A 1,584-nucleotide genomic window follows, 5' to 3' on the forward strand; every position below is an offset into this window, starting at 1 on the left:
CCTGCTGCGTCGCGGAGAGAAACCATGACGCAAACCCCCGAAGTATCAAAATCCCATCAGACTGGTGCTCCTTCATCGAGCGCCGGTTTGCTTTCGTCTTCAAAACTAACTTTTCGCCAGCAGGAAGTTTTCGATCTGCTGGTGGCCTACATCAATCAGCATGGCTACCCACCTACGCTATCTGAGCTGGCCGATATGCTCGGCGTTAGCTCGTCTAATGCTGTTCTGTTGCATCTGCGTGCGTTAGAGAGAAAAAATTTTATAAAACTCTCTTGCCGTGTCTCCAGAGGAATTTCCATCGTCGGGCGAAAGGAGCCTATGCTCGCCGTGCAGCTGCTGCAGGAAATGATCGCTGAAGAACCCGGCGCGCGTGAAAGAGCGATTGAGTTTTTGCGACTGTTCGGTGATCAGCCATGAAGAAAAGTTGGTTTTTACACGAGCAACTTTCAGAGGCTGAGGCTACAGAGCTGGTGGCGCGATACCGTAAAAATAATTGTGTGGTTGAGAAGAGCTTATCCAGAGACTTTGCATCGTGGGAGATCCGCGTGCTGTTGCCGGAATCGAAGAAGCCGCCACGGATTGACAGGACCTACATACAGAAGATGTGGAGGGACTGTGCGAGCTTTGCTTAACGTGGATATTGCACGCCATCTTGGAATTGTGCTGCTTAAGCCGGGTAGTGAATTAATGCCGTTATTCGGTGCCGGCCGAGTTCTTGTTGAAATACCGCCGGCAAGCATGAAAAAGATACCCAGTGGTCGTCTTCCTGATGCCCGGCAGCCGTTGCGGGATGATATGGGGATTAGACCTTTTTTCATGAAGAAGGCAGTTATCACTGCAGCTGGTGGGGTAAGTGCCCTCGAGTCATGGTTGCGTAGGCAGGTTAAAAACTGTCAGTGGACACATTCCGATTACCATCACCATGAGCTCGTCCCGTTTCGCCATTCGACGGGTGTAATAATCGCATGCTGGCACTGTGATAATGAGCTTAAAAACCAAACGGAACAAACCCTCGATCAACTGGTAGGTGTTAATAACGCTGACTGGGTAATCGACACTGCCCGCATCGCGCTTGGTCTGGACACTCAGCGCTCATTGTCACTGGCGGAGCTATGCTGGTGGGCGGTAGGCGCCGGGATTGGCGATGAAATTACAGAAGAAATGGCGCGCCGATCCCTGCGTATTAAAGACGATGGCATTAAATCGGTTTACAGGGAGAGTGAGATTGTTCCGTCGGTACCGGCCACCAGTATTCTTTCTCCCCGTCTCGAAAAAACAATCAAGCCAACGGCAATAACAACGCCGGGCATACCTCTGGTTCCTGTGAACGTCGATCCTGTTGCTCCGGCGACACTATTCGCGAGACCTAAGCGGAGCCGATGGTTATCAGCGGACTTTATCTCATGGGTTAAAAAACAGCCGTGTATGTGCTGCGGGCAGCCTGCAGATGATGCACACCATCTTATTGGCTGGGGGCAGGGCGGCGTAGGCACCAAGGCCCACGATGTTTTTACGATCCCATTATGCCGCAAGCACCACCGTGCTTTGCACCATGACCCTGCCGCTTTTGAGCGTGAATACGGC

At 52.0% G+C, this 1,584-nt stretch carries 2 protein-coding genes; both read left to right on the forward strand.

Features of this window, described 5'->3' with window-relative positions; all coding sequences use genetic code 11:
- On the forward strand, positions 1 to 417 hold a 417-nt coding region (locus CWM61_RS28505), incomplete at its 5' end, for a DNA-binding protein (protein ID WP_227521411.1).
- Between the two features lie 198 nt (positions 418 to 615).
- A partial coding sequence (locus CWM61_RS28515; RefSeq protein ID WP_100632273.1) for a DUF968 domain-containing protein occupies positions 616 to 1,584 on the forward strand: 969 nt, incomplete at its 3' end.

This window comes from Klebsiella sp. K-Nf6 (assembly GCF_002806655.1).
Taxonomy (GTDB): domain Bacteria; phylum Pseudomonadota; class Gammaproteobacteria; order Enterobacterales; family Enterobacteriaceae; genus Klebsiella; species Klebsiella variicola.